Annotated in this window: 21 protein-coding genes and 2 pseudogenes; 14 read left to right on the forward strand and 9 right to left on the reverse strand. The window is 68.1% G+C overall.

The window, feature by feature from the left end:
* Nucleotides 1-77: 77 nt before the first annotated feature.
* The 6 genes and pseudogenes from RS84_RS19595 to RS84_RS09345 form a co-directional block, all read left to right on the forward strand.
* Nucleotides 78-128: pseudogene (locus tag RS84_RS19595) on the forward strand (hypothetical protein); the annotation flags it as partial.
* Nucleotides 129-406: 278 nt separating this feature from the next.
* The gene (locus RS84_RS19455) at nt 407-781 is read left to right on the forward strand and encodes a hypothetical protein (protein ID WP_045257544.1); all 375 of its coding nucleotides are present in this window, start codon (nt 407-409) and stop codon (nt 779-781) included.
* Nucleotides 782-992: 211 nt separating this feature from the next.
* Nucleotides 993-1,049 (forward strand): annotated as a pseudogene (locus RS84_RS18920) (hypothetical protein); the annotation flags it as partial.
* A gap of 126 nt (nt 1,050-1,175) precedes the next feature.
* Complete coding sequence (locus tag RS84_RS19460; protein WP_045257545.1) at nt 1,176-1,727, forward strand: hypothetical protein; 552 nt, start codon at nt 1,176-1,178, stop codon at nt 1,725-1,727.
* Nucleotides 1,728-1,841: 114 nt separating this feature from the next.
* A complete protein-coding gene (locus RS84_RS09340; protein ID WP_045257546.1) occupies nt 1,842-2,204 on the forward strand; it encodes a hypothetical protein in 363 nt (120 codons plus the stop codon).
* 9 nt (nt 2,205-2,213) lie between these two features.
* Nucleotides 2,214-3,536: a hypothetical protein gene (locus RS84_RS09345; protein WP_045257547.1), complete on the forward strand. Its 1,323-nt coding sequence runs from the start codon at nt 2,214-2,216 to the stop codon at nt 3,534-3,536.
* Between the two features lie 72 nt (nt 3,537-3,608).
* On the opposite strand, the gene RS84_RS18660 is transcribed toward RS84_RS09345, so the two are convergent.
* Nucleotides 3,609-5,111: an FHA domain-containing protein gene (locus RS84_RS18660; RefSeq protein WP_052676300.1), complete on the reverse strand. Its 1,503-nt coding sequence runs from the start codon at nt 5,109-5,111 to the stop codon at nt 3,609-3,611.
* Nucleotides 5,108-6,436, reverse strand: a complete 1,329-nt coding sequence (locus RS84_RS19325; RefSeq protein ID WP_045257548.1) for a hypothetical protein — start codon at nt 6,434-6,436, stop codon at nt 5,108-5,110. Before RS84_RS19325 ends, RS84_RS18660 begins: the two co-directional genes overlap by 4 nt.
* Before the next feature lie 85 nt (nt 6,437-6,521).
* Here RS84_RS19325 and RS84_RS09360 point away from each other — a divergent pair, with 85 nt between their 5' ends.
* From RS84_RS09360 to RS84_RS09370, 3 genes are all read left to right on the forward strand, one after another.
* Nucleotides 6,522-10,514 carry a type VII secretion protein EccC gene (locus tag RS84_RS09360; RefSeq protein ID WP_045257549.1) on the forward strand — a complete coding sequence of 1,331 codons (3,993 nt, stop codon included), beginning with the start codon at nt 6,522-6,524 and terminating at the stop codon, nt 10,512-10,514.
* 148 nt (nt 10,515-10,662) lie between these two features.
* Nucleotides 10,663-10,974, forward strand: coding sequence for a WXG100 family type VII secretion target (locus RS84_RS09365; protein WP_045258076.1), 312 nt, complete (start codon nt 10,663-10,665; stop codon nt 10,972-10,974).
* 19 nt (nt 10,975-10,993) lie between these two features.
* A complete protein-coding gene (locus RS84_RS09370) occupies nt 10,994-11,284 on the forward strand; it encodes a WXG100 family type VII secretion target (protein WP_045257550.1) in 291 nt (96 codons plus the stop codon).
* A 137-nt stretch (nt 11,285-11,421) separates the two neighbouring features.
* Here the strand turns inward: RS84_RS09370 and RS84_RS09375 are convergent, their stop codons facing one another.
* Together RS84_RS09375 and RS84_RS09380 are read right to left on the reverse strand one after the other, a co-directional pair.
* Nucleotides 11,422-11,892: a recombinase family protein gene (locus RS84_RS09375; RefSeq protein ID WP_052676302.1), complete on the reverse strand. Its 471-nt coding sequence runs from the start codon at nt 11,890-11,892 to the stop codon at nt 11,422-11,424.
* Nucleotides 11,893-11,970: 78 nt separating this feature from the next.
* Entirely contained in the window at nt 11,971-12,960 is a 990-nt protein-coding gene (locus RS84_RS09380) for a malate dehydrogenase (protein WP_045257551.1), read from the reverse strand.
* 44 nt (nt 12,961-13,004) lie between these two features.
* Between RS84_RS09380 and RS84_RS09385 the strand changes: the two genes are divergently transcribed.
* Together RS84_RS09385 and pip are read left to right on the forward strand one after the other, a co-directional pair.
* A complete protein-coding gene (locus tag RS84_RS09385; RefSeq protein WP_045257552.1) occupies nt 13,005-13,901 on the forward strand; it encodes a neutral zinc metallopeptidase in 897 nt (298 codons plus the stop codon).
* A 40-nt stretch (nt 13,902-13,941) separates the two neighbouring features.
* A complete protein-coding gene (gene pip / locus RS84_RS09390; protein ID WP_200892009.1) occupies nt 13,942-14,907 on the forward strand; it encodes a prolyl aminopeptidase in 966 nt (321 codons plus the stop codon).
* Nucleotides 14,908-14,924: 17 nt separating this feature from the next.
* Here pip and RS84_RS09395 read toward each other — a convergent pair whose 3' ends face one another.
* From RS84_RS09395 to RS84_RS09410, 4 genes are all read right to left on the reverse strand, one after another.
* On the reverse strand, nt 14,925-16,769 hold the full coding sequence (locus tag RS84_RS09395; protein WP_082062128.1) for an aldehyde dehydrogenase family protein: 1,845 nt from the start codon (nt 16,767-16,769) through the stop codon (nt 14,925-14,927).
* Nucleotides 16,770-16,865: 96 nt separating this feature from the next.
* Nucleotides 16,866-18,242: an MFS transporter gene (locus tag RS84_RS09400; protein ID WP_045257554.1), complete on the reverse strand. Its 1,377-nt coding sequence runs from the start codon at nt 18,240-18,242 to the stop codon at nt 16,866-16,868.
* A gap of 28 nt (nt 18,243-18,270) precedes the next feature.
* Nucleotides 18,271-18,534, reverse strand: a complete 264-nt coding sequence (locus RS84_RS09405) for a glutaredoxin family protein (protein WP_045257555.1) — start codon at nt 18,532-18,534, stop codon at nt 18,271-18,273.
* A gap of 142 nt (nt 18,535-18,676) precedes the next feature.
* The gene (locus RS84_RS09410; protein ID WP_045257556.1) at nt 18,677-19,129 is read right to left on the reverse strand and encodes an adenylyltransferase/cytidyltransferase family protein; all 453 of its coding nucleotides are present in this window, start codon (nt 19,127-19,129) and stop codon (nt 18,677-18,679) included.
* A 206-nt stretch (nt 19,130-19,335) separates the two neighbouring features.
* Here RS84_RS09410 and RS84_RS09415 point away from each other — a divergent pair, with 206 nt between their 5' ends.
* On the forward strand, nt 19,336-20,514 hold the full coding sequence (locus tag RS84_RS09415) for a glycosyltransferase (protein ID WP_045257557.1): 1,179 nt from the start codon (nt 19,336-19,338) through the stop codon (nt 20,512-20,514).
* Between the two features lie 19 nt (nt 20,515-20,533).
* Here the strand turns inward: RS84_RS09415 and RS84_RS09420 are convergent, their stop codons facing one another.
* Nucleotides 20,534-21,661 carry a hypothetical protein gene (locus RS84_RS09420; RefSeq protein WP_045257558.1) on the reverse strand — a complete coding sequence of 376 codons (1,128 nt, stop codon included), beginning with the start codon at nt 21,659-21,661 and terminating at the stop codon, nt 20,534-20,536.
* Between the two features lie 197 nt (nt 21,662-21,858).
* On the opposite strand from RS84_RS09420, the gene RS84_RS09425 reads away from it, so the two are divergent.
* On the forward strand, nt 21,859-23,181 hold the full coding sequence (locus RS84_RS09425; RefSeq protein ID WP_045257559.1) for a phenylacetate--CoA ligase family protein: 1,323 nt from the start codon (nt 21,859-21,861) through the stop codon (nt 23,179-23,181).
* Nucleotides 23,182-23,298: 117 nt separating this feature from the next.
* Nucleotides 23,299-24,243: a Wzz/FepE/Etk N-terminal domain-containing protein gene (locus RS84_RS09430; protein ID WP_268748615.1), complete on the forward strand. Its 945-nt coding sequence runs from the start codon at nt 23,299-23,301 to the stop codon at nt 24,241-24,243.
* Nucleotides 24,244-24,282 lie beyond the last annotated feature (39 nt).

Raw genomic sequence — 24,282 nt, forward strand, 5'->3', positions numbered from 1 at the left:
GTCGGCACAGTGACGGGACGTCGTCCAGGGGTCGCCACCGTTGGATCTGATGCGGCGAGGAGGGTGCGCACATGAGTATGCCGGCTGGATGGTACGACGATGGTTCGGGGCGTCAGCGGTGGTGGGATGGCGGGCGCTGGACGGATGACTTCGCTCCCGCTCTCGGGGCTGTGGGGCAGTATTCTCGGTCCCTGAGCTTGTCGAAGCGTCAAGGGGCTCCGGTGCGGGGTTTCGTGGGTCTGGGGCTCGCGGTTCTAGGCACGGTGCTGGCGTGCATTCCGGCGGTGTTCGGGATCGGCGTGGTCGTGCTGGTGGCGGCTTTCGTGGTGTCGCTGATCGGGTTGTTCCGCAAGGGTGCGGCGAAGTGGCCGTCGATCGTGGGGATGATCCTGTCTGTCGTCGGGGCGTGGTGGGCGCGGTCGTGGTGGTCGTGTCGCTGCTGGCGAGTGTTCAGGGTCCGGTGGTCCCTCCGACCGACGTGCCCACGTCGGCCTCGCCAGAGGAGCCGTCCGAGTCGCCGAGCGCGGGCACCAGCGAAGGGCGTCCCTCTCCCGAAGAGATCGCTGAAGGCTTCAAGGCCCTCGCGCAGGCGGAGGGGCTCACCACCTACGACGACATGCCCGACTTCTACCCCTGTTTCGGGCAGCACCTGTACGACTCCGATGTGTCGGACGAGAGCCTTCGACTCGTCGTCGCGGGACAGGATCCCCTCGCGTCTGAGCGCGAATCCGCCGGCCAGGCGATCATCGACGCCACACTTGCCTGCGACCCGCATCCCTAGCGCCGGGGGCTCAATCGCGGGCGAGGGCGAACACCGATGAACGTGATCTGGTGAAGACAGGCACCATGGATGCGATGCGGTTCTGCAGCCCCAGCGAGTGCCGACTGGCGTTCGCGGAGCGTGGACAGGGGCTGCCGGTGAACCGGTGGCGCGCAGTTCGCGAACGTAGGATGGTGCGAGTTATTGCGAGGAGGAGGGTGCGCGGATGAGTATGCCGGCTGGGTGGTATGACGATGGTTCGGGGCGTCAGCGGTGGTGGGATGGTGCGCGGTGGACCGATGATTTCGCTCCCGCCGGTCAGCCGTCGCCCTCTGGGCCATCTGGCCCGGCTTCGTCCGTTGGTCTGGTTTCGTCCGCTGGGTCCCTGAGCTTGTCGAAGGGTCCTGGGGCTCCGGTGCTGGGTTTCGTGGGTCTGGGGCTCGCGGTTCTGGGCACGGTGCTCGCGTGCATTCCGGCGGCGTTCGGGATCGGGGTCGTGGTGCTGCTGGCGGCTTTCGTGGTGTCGTTGATCGGGTTGTTCCGCAAGGGAGCGGCGAAGTGGCCCTCGATCGTCGGCATGATCCTGTCGGTCGTGGGCGGGATCATCGGCAGCATCGTCCTCGTCGTGTCGCTGCTGGCGAGTGCGCCGGGTCCGGTGGATCCGATCATTCCGACCGATACACCGTCATCGAGTTCCTCGGAGCAGCCCTCGACGGACCCGACCGCGGGGCGCCCGTCGCCGGAAGAGCTGAGCGAGACGATCCTCGCCGACCTCCAGCGTTCCGGCATGCACCAGTACGATGACGATCCCGAATGGGTCGCCTGCTGGGGGGAGTACGCCTACGACTCCGATCTGTCGGATGCCGCGCTGCGCGAGTATGTCGAAACCATGGACGTCGTCGGGGAAGAAAGGGAGCTGATGAAGACCGTCAGCTCGGACGCGACGGTGTTCTGCAGCTCACAGTGAGCTGACGAAAACCGTCGCCGGGATTCTGAGCGCTGTCCATGGGGACAGCTACCCATGGAAAATCATCGAACCTGCAGATTAGTATTCTCGTGCGGAACGTCGGAGGGGTACGTGATGGTGATCAAAATGCAGCGGTTCCTCGAGATGGATCTCGAGACCGCGGAGACCCAGGTCGACCTGGTGGTGGAGGCATACGACTCGGTCGTGTCGTCGCGAAAGACGTTGGGAGAACTCGCGGACGGTCAGACCGCGTCGTTGTGGACTGCAGACGGCAAGTCCGTAGCCCTCGCAACGGCCCTGACCACCAGATACACGGCGGCTCTCAAGTGGCTGGACGCCATCGAGGCCAATCTGAAGGCGGCAGCCGAGAACATCAGCCTTGCCATAAAGGAGACGACTCAGCTGAACGAGTCGCAGAAGGACGGATACTACGCACAGCTCGAGACGATTCTCGGGACCGGTTCGGTCGAGGCCTGAGGGGGGACCATGGGAAAGAACCTTGAGCGGCTCGGAAGGCTGCAGGCCAACCGCACGAGCATCGCGGTGATCGGTGTCCAGACTGGGCAAGTGGTGATGCAGACCGCTGCCCAGGCGGCCACCACCGAAGCGACCACAAGCATCCAGAAGGCCGCACGCACGGAAGGGTTCGGCGGCGAGTACGGGGTGACCGTCGCGGAAGCGCTTACCATCATCCGTGCCGATCTCGACAAGTTCGCCGACTATCAGGCCGCTGTGAGCACGGCCTTCGCGCAGGCGACCCAAGCACTCCAGGACACGGCGAACGGCGTGACCGGGCTCCCGGATGCGGGCCTCACGCCGGCGCAGCAGGAGACGATCGCCATCCATTCGGCGACGAACAGCCCTGTGCACGTTCAGCCCGGGGTGACGATGACTCCCGCCGAGGCCCAGCAGTACTACCTGGAGCAGGCAGCTGCAGCACAGGAGGAGCAGGCCGCCAAGCTGGCTGCAGCTCTCGACGCTCGGCTGCAGGAGATCATCGACGGGATGCCGACCTCGGACTACGACCCTCCGAAACCGCCGGAGGATCCGTCGGGTGACGACGAGACCGGAGGCGACGGGTCGGGAGACTACCCGGGAGTGACCGGTGGCACCGGGCCCGGAGGCTCGAACGACACCGGTGGTGGTGGCGGCGGTGGTGGCGGTTACGTCATCGGGCATCCCTCTGAGCCCCACCTCTTCGTCGATCCGCCTTACGATCCGGATGGTCACGACGATCCCGTGTACGACCCTCCCGTCCACGACCCGCGATTCCCCCACCCCGACGACGACGGTACCGACGATCCGAACGTGGATGGAAACGTCGACGGTGAAGTTCCCGGTGTTCGCCCCGGGGGGAACGTCCCCAGCCCCGGCGGCAGCGGTGGAGGCGGCGCAGGAACGGTCGGCGGTGCTCTGGGCGGCCTCGCCGGAGGTGTCGGGCTCGCCGCCGGTGGCGCTGCTCTGGCTCGGCGCCTCAACGGTGGCGCGGGTCTGCTCGCGGGTGTAGGCGGAGTCGGAGGAGTCGGCGCCGGCGGTGTCGGTGGAGCCGGTGGAGCCGGCGGAGCCGGAGCATCAGGGGTCGTCGCCGCTCAGCCCGGCGGCGCGACCGGCGGACGAGGCGGCATGGTCGGCGGTGCAGCAGCCGGTGGTGGCGCTGGCGGCGGGCGCGGCAAGCGCAACCGTCGCCGCGGACAGGACCTGATGGCCTTCGAGGTCGAACCCGACGATGATGAGGCAGTGCCCGACATCGGTGAAGCCGGCGCCGCCGGCCGTTCGACCTCAGAGGGCCGCGAAGAGATCACCTGGTAATCCGGTCGTCGATCGAGAAGCCGCTCGTCCGCATTGCGGGCGAGCGGCTTTCGTCTGCCGTGGGGTCGGGGTTCAGACGGTGACGACGCGGATGACGCAGTCGCCGAGCTGCAGGACCATGCCGGGGAGCAGTCCGAACCGCTGATGCGGGGTCATCGGACCGGATCGCCCGTCGGCGGTTCGCAGTGACGAGCCGTTGCCCGAGCCGAGGTCCTCGAACCACGTCTGCCCGTCGACGATGCCGAATCGGCCGTGCGTACGCGACACCGAGCGGTCGCCGTCGGGCACGGCGACCAGCGAGGCGTTCGGATGCTCTCCTTCAGGAAGCCGGGGAGCGCGTCCGATGTAGCCCAGGCCCAGGATCGGCGCCGTCGTGCCGTCCTGGAACTGCAGAGCGAGGACGGCGGGGGCGGGTGCGATAGCTTCGGCAGGCGGGCCCGCCTGCGCCGCCGCTGCCGCTTGTGCGTTCTCCTCGGCGAGGGCGGGCCCGGGCTGCGCAGCTCTGCGAAGGGGCGCATCGCCCGAGGACGCGGACGCGGGCTCCTTGTTCCCGCGAGCGGACACACGCTGGAACGCGAGTTCCGCGTCTCCTCCGAGCACCAGGACATCACCGGGGACCAGGAAGCACGGGACGTGCGGCGCGAGCTCGGTCACGCTGCCGCCGAGGTGCCGGACAGACGCGCCGTTGGCGGAGCCGAGATCCTGCACCCAGAGCTGGTCGTCCTCGACGCCGAACGCCGCGTGGGTCCGCGAGAGCGAACGCGTGCCGTCGGGCACGCGGATCAGGATCGCGTCCGGAACCGACTCGGGAGCGCGTGGTGCTCGGCCGATGAACCCGAGGCCCGTCGCCTGGATCACGGTTCCGTCAGCGAGCTGGAACACAGGAATTCCTCCTGCGTCTGCAGGAATCGAGGGAGCAGGAGCGGGCGCCTGAGTCTGCGCGACCGGGGCCTGCGCAGGCGGAATCGCGGTCGGCGCCTGCGTGATGACTCCCGGCGCCGGCGGGGGCGTGAGAGGCGTCTGCGTGATGACTCCGGGCTGGGCGGCGATGACGCTCGTCGACGAGTCGGCACCCGTCACCCGCGCCTCGAGGTCGAGTTCGCGACGCGCTCCGCCGGTCGCCGACTGCCGGGCCTTGCGCACGTCGATCATCCTGGCGCCGGCGAGACCGTCGAGAAGACCGGAGGCGGCGAGGCCCACGGGCAGCAGGACGGGGACGATGTGAGAGATCCCGAGCACGAGGCTGCGGAAGAAGAGGCCTCGGGCGCCGACGCTGATGTCGGCGTCCCTCTGCACCGTGCGGATGCCGCAGATCAGGTTCCCAGGGGTCGCTCCGGTGTGACCCTCCCACACCCAGCCGATCGCCCACAGCTCGATCACAGTGACGGCGAGCAGGACGAGGGAACCGGTCGTGAGCCAGACCAGGAGGCCGATGAGCGAGACGATCAGGATGTCGATCAGGTAGGCGCCGGCTCGCTGTCCGGCGGTCGCGCGTGCGGCGGGGGAGGCCGCCGCGCGCGGAGGCGTCGAGCGGGCCTGCGACCTCAGTGGAGCAGCCGGTGGAGAGATGGTCACGAGAAGACCTCCAGAATCTGTCCGGCGATCCCGGAGCCGTACAGCAGCGCCGCCGGCGCCAGCGCGAGGAGTATTCCTTCGACGATGTCGCCGGTGCGTGACCAGCCGAGTGAACGCCAATCACGCGAGAGCGGCACGGTGAGGCATCCGACAACGGCACCGGCGAGCATGAGGATGAGGGCGACGAGCAGGGGGCTGAGCTGCAGCGACATGATCAGGGCGGCGGCAGCGATCGCCGTGATGAGGGCGCCCGTCACGAGTGCGGCCGCACGCGCGAGCCCATTGCGGAGCATCCTCGAGGTGAGCAGGAAGTAGCAGCCTGCGCCCAGGGTTCCGCCGAGCACGCACCAGGTCTCGATGGAGTGCCCGGTCGCGGAGGTCACGGTGTACAGGGCCGAGAGCAGCGCGAGTGCGCATGCCGAGATGATCCCCGCCTCCGAGCGCCTGCGAGCGAGCAGGAACTGCCGCTCGGCCTCCTCGGCATGCACGGGAGAGGGCTCGACCGGGGCCTCGAAACGAAGGCCCTGCGCATCGCGGATCACGAAGGGGATGTCGATGAGATCGTGCGCGTCGACATCGAGGGCGGCGGCACGGATGTAATGGAACACCGGCACGGCGCAGGCGAGCTGCACCGCGGTGATGGCAGCGGCCGGCACCCCGGCCAGGAACGCCGCGGTGTCGACGACCGCGACGACGGCCCACAACACGGCGATCACCGCCGTGGTCGACGCCGGGACGGAGCCGGTCACCCTCGCCTGAGCGTGCCGGACGCATGCGATGGTGGCGCCTGCGACGGCGCCAGCCGCCATCATCCCTCCGGCGTCGCGGAAGGTCGCGAGCGCCACCGCACCCGCCGCGCAGCCGAGGAAGGGAGCGACGAACGCGACATAGGTGGTCGCATCCGTCACGGGCTGGGCGAGCAGAGCGAGCGCGGCCGTCAGGAGCAGCACCGAAGATGCCGACACGATCAGCGGAGCGGGTTCGATCACGGCGCAGCCGACGAGCACGGAGGTGATCACAAGGAGCAGTGCGAGCAGCAGCGGATGCTGCCGGGGCGAGGAGGGAGCGGCGCTCTTCGACGTCGGGTCTGTGCGCAGGCCGGCCTGGGTGCGGTCGAAGAGCCAGATCACCCCGCCGTCGCCCGGGCTGACAGACACCTCGCTGTCGGGGTCGATGGCCGCGCCGGAGGTGGTGATGCCGACGTAGCGCCGCAGATCGACTCCGCCTACCGCGAGCAGCTCCGACACGGTCGAATCGGCGGCGACGACCAGATCGTGCCGACCGTGCGCGTCCGCGACGGTGAGGCGAATCGTCTTCGCTGACATCCCCGCCCCTCGAAGTTCCGCAGCTCCGATGCCGGTTCGTCGCGGCATCCTGACACAATAGTAGGCGACTCGAGGAGGGCCAGTCGTGAGCATCACCAGCAATCGCCGTGCACCGAAACCGCCGGCAGGCGGGCAGCTGACCCTGCAGCAGGCGCCAGAGCTCCCGAAGCCCGAGGGTGCGTCGAACACCCTCATGATGGCGCTTCCGATGGTCGGCAGCCTGGGATCCGTCGCGGTGCTCTCGCTGACCCAGGGAGGCGACTCGACGCGCACCTACATCATGGGCGGGCTGTTCCTGTTCATGGCGCTGTCGATGGTCGGCGGCCAGATGTGGCGGCAGAAGTCGCAGCACTCGGCGAATGTCGAGAACACCCGCCGCGAGTATCTCGCGTATCTCGCCGAGACCCGCGAGGCTGTGCGCGAGGTCGCCGCACGGCAGCGCAGGTACGAGGAATGGATCCTGCCCGCGCCCGAGTCGCTGCCCTTCATCGTCGAGGACGGCTCCCGCGTCTGGGAGCGCCCGGTCGGAGACCCGCAGTTCCTCGTCACGCGCGTGGGCACTGCCACGCAGCCGCTCGCGATGACCCTCGACGAGGCGCCCATCCCGCCGCTGGCGCAGCTGGACCCCGTGAGCGCCTCGGCGGCGCACCGGTTCGTGCTCACGCACGATCAGGTGCCCGACCTCCCCTTCGGTCTCAACATCGGCACGTGCGCCCGCCTCGAGCTCGTGGGTGATGTGACCCGTGCCCGTGGCCTGGCCAGGTCCATGATCGCGCACCTGGTGACATTCGCGGCCCCCGAGGATCTGCATATCGCCGTGGTCGCGTCGGGCGTGGAGCTGCCGTACTGGGAATGGATCAAGTGGCTTCCGCACGCGCAGTCCGAGAGCAGGACGGATGCCGTCGGCGGCGCCCGTCGCATCGGCTCGTCGTGGGCCGAGGTCGAGCCGCTCATCGCGGACATCCGGTCGCGGGGGCCCGTGAGCGGTCGCGGCGGGGGAGCCGTGCCGCACGTCGTCGTCATCACCGACGGAGTGGATCTGCCTCCCGGGAGCATGCTCGCCGAAGACGGCGGGGTCGACGGCGTCACCGTCATCGACATCGCGCGCGAGTGGGACCAGCTCGCCGATCCGCTCACGATCCGGCTCATCCTCGAGGGCGAGGAGGGATCGAAGCTCACCGTCGCCCGTCGCGGAGCCGGCGCCGTCTCGGCATCCGCCGACTTCCTCGGCATCGCATCGGCCGAGGCCGTCGCCCGCCGCCTCACGGGCCTGGGTGAGAGCGCGCAGGATGAGGACGCCGCGGGAGGCGCGCGCACGATCAGCGCGGAGCTGACCGACCTGCTCGGCCTGCCCGACGTGCGCGACTTCGACCCCGAGCTGGCGTGGAAGCCGCGCTCGGCCAGAGACCGGCTCCGGGTGCCGATCGGACTCACCACGACCGGTCAGCCCATGATCCTCGACATCAAGGAATCGGCGCAGCAGGGTATGGGCCCGCACGGCATGCTCATCGGCGCCACCGGCTCGGGAAAATCCGAGGTGCTGCGCACGCTCGTGCTCTCGCTGGCGATGACCCATTCCTCCGAGGCGCTGAACTTCGTGCTGATCGACTTCAAGGGTGGTGCGACCTTCGCCGGCATGGCCGACATGCCGCATGTGTCCGCGGTCATCACGAACCTCGGCGACGATCTCACGCTCGTCGACCGCATGCAGGACGCGATCCAGGGCGAGATGACGCGGCGGCAGGAGCTGCTGCGCGATGCCGGCAACTTCGCCAATGTGACGGACTACGAGACCGCGCGCAAGGGAGGGCGCACCGACCTCAAGCCGCTGCCCGCGCTGCTGATCGTCGCCGACGAGTTCTCCGAGCTGCTTTCGGCCAAGCCGGACTTCACCGAGCTGTTCGTCGCGATCGGCCGCCTCGGGCGCTCGCTGCAGGTGCACCTGCTGCTGTCCACGCAGCGTCTCGAAGAGGGCAAGCTCCGCGGGCTCGACTCGCACCTGTCGTACCGGATCGGCCTGAAGACCTTCTCCGGCGCCGACTCCCGCGCGGTCATCGGCGTCCCCGACGCGTTCACGCTCCCCGGCGGCGGTGGCCACGGCATCCTGAAATCCGATGCCGAGACGCTCACGCAGTTCCGTGCGGCCTACGTCTCGGCCCCGCCCAAGACGCGACGTCGCAAGCCCGGTGCGGCCCCGGAGTCCGCAGAGACCGGGCAGCCGATCCGCGCCATCGAGGCGCGCGCGTTCACGGCAGCCCCCGTGCTCGCGCAGGAGAATGCGGAAGAGCAGGCGCCCGAGCAGGGCTTCGCCGGCGCCGAGCCGCAGGAGAAGCGCGTCACCTTCGACATCGCCGTGTCGCTCATGAAGGGCCGGAGCATGCCCGCGCACCAGGTGTGGCTGCCCCCGCTCGATGTGCCCTCCACCTTCGACGAGCTGCTCGGCGACCTGGTGGAGGACCCGCAGCTCGGGCTCATCTCCCCGCGCTGGCGCCAGGCCGGCCCGCTCACCATTCCGCTCGGCATCGTCGACCGCCCGCTCGAGCAGCGCCGCGACAGCCTCGTGATGAGCCTGACCGGTGCCGGCGGCCACCTGGCTATCGTCGGCGGTGCGCGCAGCGGCAAGAGCACGCTCGCGCGCAGCGTTCTGACGGGCATCGCGCTGACTCACACGCCGCAGGAGGTGCAGTTCTACGTCATGGACTTCGGCGGCGGCACGTTCGTGCCGTTCTCGAAGATGGCGCACGTCGCGGGCGTCGCTGGCCGCAACCAGCCCGACGTGCTCCGGCGCATGTTCCAGGAGGTCGTGGGCATCGTCAATGCCCGCGAGCGCTATTTCACGGCGAACGCGATCGATTCGATCGAGACCTACCGTCGGCTGCGTGCTCAGGGCCGGGCTGACGACGGCTACGGCGACGTGTTCCTCGTGATCGACGGCTGGCCGACGATCCGCGCCGAATTCGACGACATGGAGTTCGAGATCCAGGCGCTCGCGGGCCGGGCGCTCACGTTCGGCGTGCACCTGATCGCGACCACGACGCGCTGGATGGACTTCCGAACCGCCATCCGTGACACCTTCGGATCCAAACTCGAGCTGCGCCTGGGTGACACCAGCGACTCGGAGATCGACCGCAAGGTGGCGGCGAACGTGCCGATCGGTCGCCCGGGGCGCGGTCTCGCGCCGTCGAAGCACCACATGCTGACCGCGCTGCCCCGCGTAGACGGCTCGGGCGACCCCGAGACGCTCAGCGAGGGCGTAGAGCACCTGATCGAGCGCGTGAACGCCGCATGGAAGGGCCCGCGCGGACCCAAGCTGCGTCTGCTGCCCGAGATGCTCGAGCTGTCGCAGCTGCAGCAGCTGGCTGCCGGCACCCCCTTGCAGAACCAGGTTCTGCTCGGAGTCGACGAAGCAGAGCTCGCTCCCAGCGCGTTCGACGTGCGCCGCAACCCGCACCTCTACCTGTTCGGCGACAGCCAGTCCGGCAAGTCGAGCTTCCTGCGCACGTTCGCCCGTGAGGTGATGCGCACGACCACGCCGAAGACCGCCCAGCTCTTCGTGGTGGACTACCGGCGCGCGCTGCTGTCCGAGATCCCCGACGAGTATCTTGCCGGCTACTACACCACGGCGCAGCAGGTGTCGGAGGAGCTGTCGGGGCTGGCGGAGTACCTGCGCAGTCGTCTGCCGGGGCCGGACATCACGCCGCAGCAGCTGCGCGATCGTTCCTGGTGGTCGGGCGCCGAGGTCTACGTCCTCGTCGACGACTACGACCTCGTCAACACCCAGTCCGGAAATCCCATCGCCGTGCTGCAGCCGCTTCTCGCCCAGGCCGCGGACGTCGGTCTGCACCTGGTGCTCGCCCGCCGTTCCGGCGGGGCGTCGCGTGCGACCTTCGAGCCCGTCATGCAGACCCTGCGGGATCTGGCGACACCCGGCATCCTGCTGTCTGGCAGCCCCGACGAAGGCCCGCTGATCGGCAACGTCAAGGCGACGCCGGCCATCCCCGGGCGCGCGAAGGTGATCACGCGCGAGCGCGGAGTGCAGACCATGCAGCTCGCGTACGCACCGTCGTCGCATCTCTGAGCAGGTGGGGACAAGGTGGGCAGAGCTACCCATGGGCATCGTGACACACGACCCGTAAGGTGTTATTTGTCGCCGGGCATCGGCGTCACGGCCCCTCCCGGGGCTGAACCACTCGGGGCGAAAACGCCCTTATGACCAGGAGGTGACCGTGGCCGGAGAAGTTTCCGCAGCGGATGGTGCCCTGCAGCGGGGTGCCAGTATCGTCAACAGCTCGAAGACGGACATCATCGGTGAACTGAACGCGATTCAGAACCAGCTGTCCGGCATCGGCTCGTCGTGGGCAGGCTCGGGGGCCGCCGCCTTCCAGCAGACGTTCCAGGCGTGGCAGGAGAAGTCGCGCAAGATCACGAACGCGCTCGACGGGTTCGAGCAGAACCTGCGCGACTCGCAGTCGACCTACACGGCGACCGACGACGACTCGGCGCAGGCGCAGAACAAGTTCATGGGCCGTCTCGGCTGAGACCGGAGGGATAGACATCATGGGTGGTAACGGCTACAAGATGCAGTTCGGCGCCGTCGACACGGCGGGTACCGACCTCGTCGCCGGCGCAGGCAAGATCGAGAACAAGCTCAACGAGATGGAGAACGCGCTCAAGCCTCTCCAGGCCGACTGGACCGGTGAGGCCTCCGAGGCCTACATCCAGGCCAAGGCGCAGTGGAACTCGGCGATCAGCGAGATGAAGGTGCTCCTCAGCGACATCGGACGCCAGGTCTCGCAGGACTCGGCCGACGCGCAGTCGACGGAGACCCGCAACCGCAACCGCTGGTGACCTTGAGTCGCTGACGCGGTCAGTCTCTGAACCGGCTGTCATCCCGAACGGGATGGCAGCCGGTTCTCGCTTTCTCCAGGGGATGCAGCGGCCAGGGGATGCAGCGGCTAGCGGATGCGGCGGCCAGCGGGCGGGGCTCAGCGGGCGGCGTCGGCCAGATGCCGGGCGTTGTGGCTGAGCACCTTCACCATGATGCCGTGCCGGCGCAGCTCCGCCACAGCGCGGCGGCCCTCTTCGGCGTCGCGTCCGAGAGCGTTGATGTTCGCGACGACGAGCACGTCGCCCGTACGCAGCGTGGCGATCAGCCGGGCGATGCGATCGCTCCAGCTCTCCAGGATGTCGGGCGCCGGATGCCGGAACCCTTCGATCGGCACTCCGAAGCGCGCGAGGTCTTCACGCTGCTGGACGACCGACGGCATCCCCTCGCGCGCCACAACGAGCCCGACCAGACGCGAGCCGTCGGGGCGCGCAGACCAGAAATCGCGGTTCTGCTGCAGCTCGGTGAAGCACTTCGGGCACTCGGCCGCGGCATGCGGCAGGTGCAGGGGGCTCGTCAGGGCGTCATCGACGGATGCCGTGGACTTCGCCGTCTCGTTCGTCTCGCTCATCGCGCACCTCCGGCATCCATTCTGCCCTGCTCGGGCCGCGTCGGGATACGCCGTCGTCGCCGCGGACCGGTGCCGTCTTCAGAGCAGACCGAGAGCTCGAACGGCCTCGCGCTCTTCGACGAGCTCGGCCACGGAGGCGTCGATGCGAGCGCGGGCCCAATCGTCGATGTCGAGCCCTTCGACGATGCGCCATCGACCCTCGACGGACCGCACGGGGAACGAGGAGATGAGTCCCTCGGGAACGCCGTACTCTCCGTGCGAGACCACCCCCGCCGACGTCCAGTCGTCGGTGCCGAGCACCCAGTCGCGCACATGATCGATCGTCGCGCTCGCCGCGGAGGCGACAGACGAGGAGCCGCGCACCTGGATGATCTCCGCGCCGCGCTTCGCGACCCGCGGGATGAACGTCTGCTCGAGCCAGGCGGGCACGTCGCCGACGATCTTCGCGAGCGCTTCGGATGCCGGCAGGCCCGCCACGGTCGCGTGCGAGATGTCGGGAAACTGCGTGGCGGAGTGATTGCCCCAGATCGGCACCCGCCGCACCGTGCCGACGGGCATCCCTAGCGTCTGCGCGAGTTGCGCGCGGGCCCGGTTCTCGTCGAGCCTGGTGAGCGCGCTGAAGCGCTCGGCCGGCACTCCCTCGGCGGATGCCGCGGCGATCAGCGCGTTCGTGTTCGCGGGGTTGCCCACGACTGTCACGCGCACCCCCGCAGCCGCATTCTCGGCGATCGCCCGACCTTGCGGGCCGAAGATCCCGCCGTTGGCCGCGAGCAGATCACCGCGCTCCATGCCCGGTCCGCGCGGGCGGGCGCCCACCAGCAGAGCGAGATCGCAGCCGTCGAATCCCACGGCCGCGTCATCCGTCGCCTCCACGTCCTCCAGCAGCCCGAACGCGCCGTCCTGCAGCTCGAGCGCGGCGCCCTCGGCGGCCCCGAGCCCCTGCGGGATCTCGAGCAGTCGCAGCCGCACTTTCTCGTCGGGCCCGAGAAGATCTCCTGCCGCGATGCGGAAGAGAAGCGCGTAACCGATCTGTCCGCCGGCGCCGGTGATCGTGATCGTCGTCGTCATGTCAAGAGCCTACGTCTGCGGCGGCCCCGGAGTACCCTCGATCCATGACGTTCAATCCGGATGCCGACATCTCGACCAACACCACGCGTCGTCGCGGACGCGGCGCGGTCGTCGCCGGTGCCGGCGGCATCGGCCTGCTCGGTATCATCGCGCTGATCGCCGGCCCGCTGCTGGGGATCGACCTGACCGGCCTGATCCCGTCGGGCGACGGGGGAGGCGGAGGGGGCGCGGGGTCACCGCAGGAGTCCACCCTCAGCGAATGCAAGACCGGCGAGGATGCGAACGAGAACGTCGACTGCCGCATGGCCGGCGCCGAAGTGGTGCTGAACGCCTACTGGGAGGATCACGTCGACGGCTACGTCAAGCCCGGCCTGGTCGTGGTCGACGGCTCCGCATCCACAGGATGCGGCACAGCATCCAACGCCGTGGGCCCGTTCTACTGCCCGCCCGATCAGACCGTCTACATCGACCCGACCTTCTTCGACCTCATGAGGCAGCAGTTCGGAGCCTCAGCCGGCAACCTCGCGCAGCTCTACATCGTCGGACACGAGTGGGGCCACCACATCCAGTACATCACCGGCACGATGGACAAGTATCCCAACAACGGCACCGGACCGGACAGCAATGGCGTGCGCACCGAGCTGCAGGCCGACTGCTACGCGGGAGCGTGGATCGGCGAGATGACGAAGGAGAAGGATGCGGACGGCGTGCCCTATCTGAAGGCTCCGACCGAGACGGAGCTCGCCGATGCGGTCAACGCCGCGTACACCGTCGGCGACGACCACATCCAGGAGCAGTCCGGCGGGTTCGTGAGTCCCGAGAGCTTCACGCACGGCACCAGCGAGCAGCGTCAGTTCTGGTTCGCGAACGGCTACAAGAACGGCCTCGATGTGTGCGCCGCGACGTTCACCCTGCCTGGGGATCAGCTCGGACCCCAGTAGCGTTGACGGCGTAGGTCTGTGATCTGGAGGGTCGACGACGATGAATCTGGATGCGCTGTATCCGCCGATCGAGCCGTATGAGACGGGTGAGCTGCTCGTCGGCGACGGTCACCGCATGTACTGGGAGGCCAGCGGCAACCCCGAGGGCAAGCCCGTGGTATTCCTGCACGGCGGACCGGGCAGTGGCACGTCGCCATGGCAACGGCAGTTCTTCGACCCCGAGGTGTACCGGATCGTGCTGCTCGACCAGCGCGGGTGCGGGCGCAGCACCCCGCACGCGGGCGACCCCGACGCCGACCTGCGCTACGTCACCACGGCGCACCTGATCGCCGACATCGAGCTGCTGCGCAAGAACCTCGGTATCACGGCGTGGCAGGTGTTCGGCGGTTCGTGGGGGAGCGCACTCGCGCTCGCCTATGCGCAGGCGCATCCGGATGCGGTCACCGAGCTCGTGATCCGCGGCATCTTCACTCTGCGTCGTGAAGAGCTCGAGTGGTTCTACGAGGGCGGAGCCGCAGCGCTGTACCCCGATCTGTGGGAGGCGTTCGTCGCCCCGATCCCGGTGCTCGAGCGCACGCGGATGATCGAGGCGTATCACCGGCGGCTGTTCGATCCTGATCCGGCGGTGCACGAGCCGGCCGCGATCGCCTGGTCGAGGTGGGAGGCGTCGACGGTCACGCTGGTGCCGGATGCCGAGCAGATCGAGGCCATGTCGGACCCGCGAAAGGCCACGGCGTTCGCGCGCATCGAGAACCACTTCTTCGTCCACCGGGGCTGGTGGGAGGAAGGGCAGCTGATCGCGGGGGTCGACGGCATCCGTCACATCCCCACTGTCATCGTGCAGGGGCGGCACGACGTGTGCACGCCGATGATGACCGCGTGGGATCTGCACCAGGCCTGGCCGGAGGCCGAGTTCGTCGTGGTCGACGATGCCGGGCACTCCGCGGCCGAGCCCGGCATCCAGCGGGCCCTTCGCGCCGCGACCGATCGATTCGCCGGGCGCTGACGCTCAGGCCCTGACGGTCAGGCGCGCAGCGCCTTCAGCAGCGTCTTGACGAGCAGGCCGGCGCCGCCCTTCGCTCGGAATCTCGTGAGCCCCTCGCTGACCTCGGCACCGGTGCGTGCGGATACGAACCACGGCGGCTTCGGGAGGATCGTGCCCTTCGACAGGCTCAGTGACCCAGGGGAGCGAATCGCCCCGGAGAGCCAGCGGGGGAACGGCCGGAACGGCCCGCGGATGATGGAGCGCTCCACGCCGTCGAGCAGCAGCGCGTTGTGAACCACGCCGATTCCGCTGCCGACGTCGGCGATCGTGCCGCCCGGGAACGCGCCCCAGGTGAGAGTCGGCGTGATGAATCCGAAGGCGGTCCAGCCGTTGATCGCGATCGAGCCGTAGCGAAGCTCGGCGATGGCCCGCTCGAAGCCGGTGCCGAGCGTCTTCTCGGTCGCAGGATCGATCAGCAGATTCGCGCCCAGCGTGCCCTGCAGTCGGTCGTTCGAGTAGGCCACGGCTGCGTCGAGGAAGGCCTGCCCCGATCCGGGCAGCGCGACGACGCCCAGCACGGGAGCGAAGTACTCGGTGCTCCGCAGCGCGGCGGAATCGTCGTCGTCGCTGATCTCGACCAGCAGCCGGTCGCCGAGGACGAGGGCGTCGGGGTAGGCGTCTGCCGCGAGGCCCATCCGCGACGGCGATCCTGGGTACCAGATGGGCCTCTCGGGCGCGTTCGCATAGGCCCGGCGGAGTTCGGCGCGGAACTGGTCGGCCTGCGCCCAGTCGCTCGACATGATCACGACCTGTCCGGCGATGCAGTTGTGTCCGCTGTTCTGCAGGCGCATGGTCGCGATGTGCTCGGCCTGATAGGTCAGGTCGGCGGGCGTCCATTCTCCCGGGACGACGATGATCGGAGACACCCCGCCGAGCTCGGCCGTGATGGGCTTCTCGAGCAGCGGACGGTTCTCGCGCCGGCGACGCGCGGCCGATGCGGACTGGGCTCCTGAGCCCGTCGAAGGACCCCACACGATCGCATCGAACGTGGCCGCCGAGCCTGTGATGTGCACGTGGGAGAGATCAGGGTGCGCGGTCAGGTAGGCGCCGACCTCGGGGCCGCCGCGGACGATGCGCAGCAGGCCCGGTTCGATGAGCGCGGCGAAGGCGCGCTTGTACACCGGCACCAGGGCGTCCTGAGTGGGGTTGACCTTGAGCAGCACCGTGCGGTTGTGCGCCAGGAGTTCATACAGGACGTCGAGCACGGGGATCGAGGTGACGTTGCCCGCCCCGAGCACGAGGCCGACTCCGCCCGATTCCGTGGGCGTGCGCTGTGCGAGTCCGGCGGCGGCGCGCGCCCGGTTGGGTGTCATGCCCGGCTCGAGCCACACCTCGCCGGTGAACCCGGACAGCAGGAACCGGTCGATGCCCGTCAGCGGGAAGGCGTGCACCCTGACCCGCCCGCCCGGAGCGCGGTCGATCGTGATGCCGTCGAGAGGGTTGGTGCCGTTCGCGAGTCGTGACAGGGTCTCGATATAGGCGTCGAGTGCCCCGAGCGTGCTGTACGGGCCGCTCAGCCACTCCTCGCCTCGGAGCGGATGCCGAGCATCGAGACCCTTCGATGCCGCCGCAGTGTTCGCCCAGTCTTCGGCCGTCGCTGCGACGCTCGTGCGGACGGCCCGCAGCAGCGTGACTCGCTGCGCGATCGTGAGTGCCGACCAGATCGACGTCCCGGTCTGCAGGTCACGGATCACCGCGTCGAGGTCGGCGCGGCGGCCGTCGCTCAGATCCGGGAGGGCGGGGGAGCCGGCATCCGTCTTCCGGGCCGGTGCCACAGCATCCGTCTTCCTGGCCTTGCCAGCGGGCGTTGTCGCAGAAGTCATCGGCGCCTCCTTAGAGCGGGATCCCAGCTTATGCCGCCCGGTTGTCGCATGCGCGACGGAGTTCCCGCATGCGAACCGGGACGCGCGGAGGCATGCTCAGGCGTCGATGTCGCTCCGCCGCAGGCGATACCGGGCGAGCGTCGCGAGACTTGCCATCATGAGCAGTGCGGGGAGGATGCTGAAGCTCAGCACGATGCCGGTGATGGCGGCGTCGGGCTGCTGCGTCGCGGCTCCGGCGACCGTCGAGACGTACCCGGTCGCGGCGAGCGTGAGCGAGACGAAGGTCGCACCGAGGGCGAAGCCGACGGTCTCGCCGGCGGTCCACACGCCCGTGAACGTTCCGGCCTGGCCCGGGGTGTGAGCACGCTCGTCGTGCGCGATCACATCGGGCAGCATCGCCATGGGCAGCGACTGCAGGCCGGCATAGGCGATGCCCGCGACGGCAACGGAGGCGTAGATCCAGGCGCCCGGCATCCACACGGCCGCCGTGATGCTCGCCGCGGCGATCGCGAACACGACGCTGGCGACGCGGAACGCGCGCTCCTTGCCCGAGCGGCGGGCGATCGCCGTCCATCCCGGAGTCGCCAGCAGCGCCGGGCCCACGAGCGCGAGGAAGACCAGCGTCACCGCGTCTTCCGAGCGCAGCACCCACGTCGCCACGTACTGAGCGCCGGCGAGCATGGTTCCCGTCGCGAGCGCCTGGAGCAGGAACGTCGCCAGCAGAGCGCGGAAGGGCTGACTGCGACGCAGGGCGCGGAATCCCGACGCGTACTGCTCGCGGATTCCCGCGGGATGCTCCGCGGCAGCGGCCGGGGCGATGCGGGTCGCCGCAGCATCCGCCGTCTTCGACGCCACGTACATGCCGAGGCCGATCGCAAGACCGGCGGCGACGCCCATGACGAGGTAGCCGATGACCTGATCGCCGCCCGCTCCGCGCAACTCGGGTCCGCCGGCGCCGAAGAGCAGGATGGCCGCGGTCAGCACGACCACTCGCCAGCCGAGCAGGCGGGTGCGCTCGTCGTAGCTGTCGGTGAGCTCGGCGGGCAGGGCCACGTAGGGCACCTGGAACAGGCTGAACGCGGTCGCCGTCGCGAGGAAGGCGAGCAGCACGCAGAGCGCTCCGGCAGCCGGCCCCCACGTCGGGGGCACGGCGAACGTGAGCGCGAAGAACAGCGGAAGCGTTGCCGCTCCGGCGATCATGAAGCCACGGCGCGACCCCGTGCGGGCGAGCTGGCGATCGGATGCTGCGCCGATGAGCGGATCGATCACCACATCCCAGATCTTGGCCGCGGTGACGATGAGGCCGGCCGCGAGCGCGGAGACGCCGAGATTGTCGGTGAGGAAGTACGTCAGGACGAGCCCGGGCAGTGTCGCATATCCGCCCGTGCCCAGCGACCCGATCGCATAGAGCGCGATCGTGCGGGGCCGCAGGCGGGCGGCGGATGCTCGTCCGGGGCGAGCGTCGGTGCTCATCGCGCCAGTGTAGCGGCGCGGTGCGTGCTCAGATCAGCGAGAGCTCGCGGAGCTTCGCCTCGACGTCGGCGTTCGAGGGCTCGACGTGGTGCGAGGAGTCGGGGTACACGACCACGGGGATGTTCGTGCGGCCCGAGATCTCCTTCGCGACATCGGCCGCAGCGGGATCGGCGACCAGGTCGACATAGGCGTATTCGATGCCGAGTTCATCGAGCTGCTTCTTCGTGCGGATGCAGTCGCGGCACCAGTCGGCGCCGAACATCGTGATCTCGGATGCTGCGGGAGTGCTCATGCATCAAGCCTACGGCCGCCTCGCTGAGGGAGGGCCGTGCTCGTTCCCGACTCCGTACCGCCTGCTGCATCGTCGCACGGATGCCGGAACCCCAGATTCCGGCCCCCAGCCGTGCGGTGCTGTCAGGCGGTACGGGCGGGGGTCAGTGACCGGCCGCCGCGACCGGCGTCGCGCCGGCGGTGATCGCATCGAGAGCGCGCCGCAGCGAGGAACTCGAGGTATGAGCGGTGTAGGGGAAGTACACGACTTCCACCCCGACCTCGGCGAACTCGCGCTCGAGCCGCAGGCCCTTCTCCGTGCCGCGCCAATCGTCACCCTTGAAGAAGTGGGTGAACTGCACGTCGCGCCACGAGTCCATCTTGGATGGCGTGGTCTCGACGTAGACGTCGTCGACGAACGAGATGTGTCGAACGATCTCGGCACGCTCCGCCGTCGGGATGACGGGCTCGATGCCCTTCACCTGGCGCAGCATCTCGTCGCTGACGACGCCCGCGATCAGAATGTCGCAGTGCTGCTTGGCGTGACGAAGAAGGTTCAGGTGCCCGACGTGAAACAGGTCGAAAGCACCAACGGCATAGCCGATGCGCGTCCCCATGATCTCCCCAGATCAGTATTCCCCAGAAGCGGATCCCCATCCGCTCGGCGACTCCCACAGCCGCCTCGGGTCAGCATATCAGACGGGGGCTGTCGATGACAGAGCGGGAGAATGGTTTGAAAATATCGTTTCCAAACCCCCACGGATGGGTTCTCAACTCATAGCAAGCCGTGAAACGATAGTCGTGCAGCCGTAGAGGGGGAGCAGTGGTGACAGAGGTCACGGTCATCGTGCCGACGTACAACGAGCGCGACAACGTCGCGGAACTCGTCGCACGCACGGCGGCCGCGCTCGACGGACGTGACGCCGAGATCCTCTTCGTCGACGACAGCACTGATGACACGGCGCTCGAGATCGAACGCGTCGCCGCCGACGCGCCGCTCCCCGTGCGCGTGATCCACCGTGACGACAACATCGGCGGGCTCGGCGGCGCGGTGGTCGCGGGCCTCAGGGCCGCGGCATCCGACCTCTGCATCGTCATGGACGGCGACCTCCAGCATCCGCCCGAGCTCGTGCCCGCGCTGCTCGAACGCCATGAGGAAGGCGGAGCCGACGTCGTCGCGGCCTCGCGCTACGTCGGCGGCGGCGACACCAGCGGACTCGGAACCGCCGTCCGCTTCGGCGTCTCGCGTGTGGCGACCTGGCTCACGAGAGCGATGTTCCCGATCCGCCTGGCGCGCAGCACCGACCCGATGACCGGATTCTTCCTCGTCGACAGGGCGAAGCTCGACCTGGGCGCGCTCAGGCCCCAGGGATTCAAGATCCTGCTGGAGATCCTCGCCCGCACCGACCTGCGCATCGCGGAGGTCCCGATGGAGTTCGGCGAACGCCGGCACGGCACGTCGAAGGCGAGCCTCCGGCAGGGCGCCACGTTCGTCGCCCATCTCGCGAGGCTCCGATTCGGAAAGATGTCGCTGTTCGCGCTGATCGGCGTGATCGGCGCTGTCGCCAACCTCGGCATCATGTGGCTGCTGACCGCTGCGGGCGTGCCCTACGTGTGGGCGGCGATCATCGGCGCCGAGGTCACGATCCTCGGGAACTTCGTGCTGCAGGAGCGCTTCGTCTTCGCCGACATGCGCACGGACGCTCGAAGCCTCGGCATCCGCTTCTTCACCTCGTTCGCCTTCAACAACGTCGAGGCCGCGCTGCGCATACCTGTGATGGCTCTGATGGTCGAGAGCTGGCACATCTCCAGCGTGCTCGCCACCGGGCTCTCACTGATCGTCGCGTTCTTCGCCCGGTTCCTGTTCCACTCGCTCGTGGTCTATGCGCCCAGCCGGCGAGCGCAGACCGGGGCTGCCGGCGCCGAGCCTAAGCCCGATACCGCGGCGATCCGCGTGATCAGGGCGATCGACGCGGAGGCGATGCGGCCGGGGGAGCTGTAGGGAACCGGTTCCGGACCGATCAAATCACGTTGACTACTGATCCGGTGGCCATGGTGCTGCCGCCCAGGGCCGCCACGCCGTTCACATCTGTGACCACGTCGACGATCCCCTTGATCCCGGCGTAGGCCACTTCCACGCCGTACTGCTGGTAAAGTCCCCTGCCGCCTTCGTTCTTGTCAAGTGCGATGCCCTGGAGTGTGACGTAACCCGCGATGTAGAAGCCAGAGCCGGTCCATCCGACGCCCGCTCCCCCGCCACCGCCGCGGTTGTAGCCGTTGGAGTCGGCGAAACAAGCGCTTAGCGTATTGTTGCCGCCGCCGAGATAAAAGCCATCACCATAGTTGTCTTGAGCCTCGCAAGCGGAGAACTGATTGCGTTGTGCGCCGGTGACATAGAACCCGCTGCCCTGGTGATCGGTCGTAGCCATCGAGCCTGAGTACCAGGATTTACACGACACGAACCGATTGTTGGCGCCGGAGATGAGCACTCCGTGCGATGCGGAGGACCCCACGTCGATGCCGATGAAGAAGCTATCTACGGACAGCACCTTCATTCCATTGGCAGTGGAGGTCACAGTGGTCCCGGCGTCGATGATCCGCACGTTCTGCACGTAATACGCGCGGTTGCGGGCTCCCGCCCCGGTAGATGTCAAGAACATGCCGTGCCAGCCCGTGGCGTAGATGTAAAGATCCAGCAGACGGTGGGCTGCATCCCACTCCTGTCCTGCACCTTGCTGATAGAAGACCCCGCATGTCCGCGCGCCGGCGGCGGCATTGCCATGAATCGTGAGACTGCTTACCGTTGTGTATTGCGTATTCGTGCTGTACAGCTCGAACACGCCTGAGTTCTCGCCACCGCTGAAACTCGAAGACGCGCGAACTGTCGTCGCCCATTGGCCCATCCCGGAGAGAGTTACTTGACTCCGCATCTTGATGGCGGCACCAACTGTGAATTCTTTGCCCCACAGGAGCACCGAACCGCCCTGCCCTCCTAAGGAGACCGAATCGTTTGAAGCGGTGGCGATCGCGGCATTGATCTCCACTTCATCCGCGGTGCCGTCGCAGACGAAATCCGCGGTGGACTTGATCGACGCGGGCGCATCATTCGACGCAACAACGACCGTGGCCGGCGGTGAGCCGACACCCATCAGCTGGACCCCGCACGTCGGTCGTCGAACTTCGACATCGTTGCTCTCCCGTCAGTACAAGTCTTTCTCCGACTTGTTGACTGGATGCTCGCAGATAGCCTAGGAACTATCAAGAGCACCGGACGAACGATCGTTAGTGCGACGCGTGAGCTCTAGTATGGGGCAGATCCGGCAGGGAGCTGGACCACGGGGGAGCCATGAAGCGCACGATCTTCGAAGCCAAGACGCGCCTGCTCATGCGCCGTGACCGTCGGGCGTTCGCCGCGATGCTCCGCAATGAACGCGTCGATGAGCCGACGTTCGTGGAAAACATGTCGAAGTCGTCAGCGCGGATCGCGCTTCATTCGTTTGACTCGTCGCCGTTCTACCGGGACCTTTACACGGCAGCGGGATTCTCGCGGATCGACATCGCGGAGCCGGACAACTTCACCAGTCTGCCGATCGTGACGAAGACCATGCTCCGCGACGGTGGCGACCGCCTGCTGTCATCAACTGTGCCGTCGCGCAGGGCCTTGGTGTCGCAGACCGGTGGTAGCACGGGCGCACCGCTCCGCGTGCGAAACGACGCGGATGCTCCCACGGCAGCCATGTGGTGGCGTATCTATCGCTGGTGGGGTGTGCACCCCGGTGACGATATGGCGTTCATCTACCGGCGCCTGCGGCGGGGCAAGGAGGCGCTGGCGTATGCCGCGCAGTGGTGGCCGAGCAGGCACATCCACCTCGACGCCCGCGCGATCACAGACGCGTCGATTGAGGAGTTCGTGCGGAAGTGGGAGCGCGTGCATCCTCGTCTCCTTGTCGCATACGTGGAGGGTGCGACGGCCGTCGCCACGCACCTTGCGAAGTTGGGCAGGACTCTGCCGACGACGGCGGTGTCCGTCACTGCTGCCATGCTGCAGCCAGGACAGCGCGCGCTTCTGGAGTCGGTCTTCCAGGCGCCGGTGTTCGACACCTATCGTTCGGCGGAGATTCCGTGGATCGCCGCCGAGTGCGAAGCGCACGAGGGGCTCCACGTGGCGGCCGATCAGCGCCGCGTCGACATCGTCGATGATCAGGGACGCCAAGTTCGCGAAGGCGCAGAGGGGTCGGTGGTCGTCACGGACTTCAGCAACGAGGTCTTCCCGCTCGTGCGCTACGAGATGGGCGACCGTTCGCGGAGGATTGAGGGACGCTGCGGCTGCGGCCGGGCGTTCCCGCGCATCGCACCCGTTCAGGGGAGACTGGCCGATGTCATCCGGACCCCGTCGGGCCGGCGCATCACCGGCGGGCTCAGCGGCCTCTTCCTGGGCGATCCTGGCGCGATCCGTCAGATGCAGATCGTGCAAGCGGCGGACTATGGGATCGTCATCCATTACGTGCCCTCCGCACCGGGCAGCGGAACAGTCGCTGCCGAATCGGCTGTGCGCTCACTGCGTGAGCTGCTCGCCGAGGATCTTCCCGTCACAGCGGTCGAGGTCGCGAGCATCGAGAGTCAGGGCGGCAAGGCGCGCTTAGTCATCTCGAACGCTCCGGAGATGTGAGCGATTCGCGACCCACGGTGTTTCAATAGGCCCGAGGACTAGACTGACCGGGTTCTGTACTCGACGACCGCGTCGGGGGCCGCTTGGGGGAGTGCACAATTGGCAACGCATTGGACATTGGAAGACCTCTACCGAGGGGTCATGCAGTCGTGGCTGGTCCTGGTAGGGACGATCGTCGCCTTCGCGGTGATCGGATTCGGGGTCTTCCTCGTTTATCCGCAGAAGTACACGGCTGAGGCGCAGCACACGGTAGAGCCAATCAGCGTGCTCTCGACGGGGTCGAGCTTCAACACAGTGAACATGGAGACCGAGAAGGTGGTCGCCACGTCGACGGCAGTGCTGGAGCGTGCAGTGGCGGAGCTCGATGACACGTCGATCGAGGCGCTGCGCGCCAACACTGTGATCGAGGTGCCGCGCAACTCGCAGGTGCTCATCTTCCAGGTCACGGCGAACACGCCGAAGCTGGCGGCGGAGCGGGCGAACGCGCTGGCCAACGCATACGGCGCACAGCGCACCGACAACGCCAAGGCGGTCGTCGAGCAGACGACCACGGAGCTAGGAAAATCGATCGCGCAGCTTCAGGCCGTCGTCGAGTCGCAGCCGATCGGGAGCAACGAGCGAGCGGCGACGCAGCTGCAGCTGCAGGGCCTGCTCGACCAGCAGGCTCGGATCACGGCGACACCGTTCTACTCGGGCATGCTCGTGACTCCGGCCGACCCGCCGCAGAAGTCGAACCGTCCATCGGCGCTCGTGTTCATCGCCGCGGGTTTGTTCCTGGGGATTCTCGTCGGCGCCATCGCAGCGCTGATCGTGTCGCGCGTGCGGAACGGGCCGGGATCATCCTACAAGCGCAGCGTGGCCGACGAGCGAGCCGAGGGGAACGACTCCGAGGATCCGGAGGCAGCTGAGTCGGAGGCGGTTGAGTCGGAGACAGTCGGGACGGACGACGAGGTGGAGCTTGATCTCGATGACTCGCTCCTCGAGCCTGACGACTCCCATATCGAAGTGTCCGCGCCGATCGTGGCCCCCAAACGCGGGCATACGACGAAATCCCGCAGCTGAAGTCAGCGAGCAAGAGGGTGCCGAGGAACGCGTTCCGCG

Origin of the sequence: Microbacterium hydrocarbonoxydans, from assembly GCF_000956475.1 — a bacterium.
Lineage (GTDB): Bacteria > Actinomycetota > Actinomycetes > Actinomycetales > Microbacteriaceae > Microbacterium > Microbacterium hydrocarbonoxydans_A.